General features: G+C 32.8%; 1 protein-coding gene. It reads right to left on the bottom strand.

Features of this window, described 5'->3' with window-relative positions; all coding sequences use genetic code 11:
• Nucleotides 1–375: hypothetical protein (locus tag AB4Z50_RS36260; protein ID WP_441887355.1), on the bottom strand; the 375-nt coding region annotated here is incomplete at both ends.

The following is a 375-nucleotide window of genomic DNA, read 5'->3' as shown; positions in this document are numbered from 1 at the left end:
ATTAAGTATCTCGTTTTATAATAATTATTTAAATGCCCAAAAACATGGAATCTATACATTCTTCGTAATGATTTATTAATGCGCGGTATTTCTTTGATTTCATGAAATAAATTGTCTTTTGAAATCGAACGTAATTCTTTCTCCACCTCCTTTAAGGCAATAACATATGGCTTATAGATGTTAGTTAAATGTCCATGAGTCAACTCATAATGACCCAGGTGGAAGGCGTCTTTTTCACAATATTTTAAATCATGAAAATGATAAAATATCAAATCAAAGGTTTCATCCGTTCCATTTACCTTTCCAAATAAACGATCTCCAACAGTAGATATAGTATACTGCTGTGCATTCCATGGTGCTACGCCACCGCCCAAA

This window comes from Paenibacillus sp. 2TAB26 (assembly GCF_052115145.1).
In the GTDB taxonomy this organism is placed as follows: domain Bacteria; phylum Bacillota; class Bacilli; order Paenibacillales; family Paenibacillaceae; genus Pristimantibacillus.
Note: the sequence above shows the minus strand (reverse complement) of the source record. Positions and strands in the feature narration are given on the sequence as shown.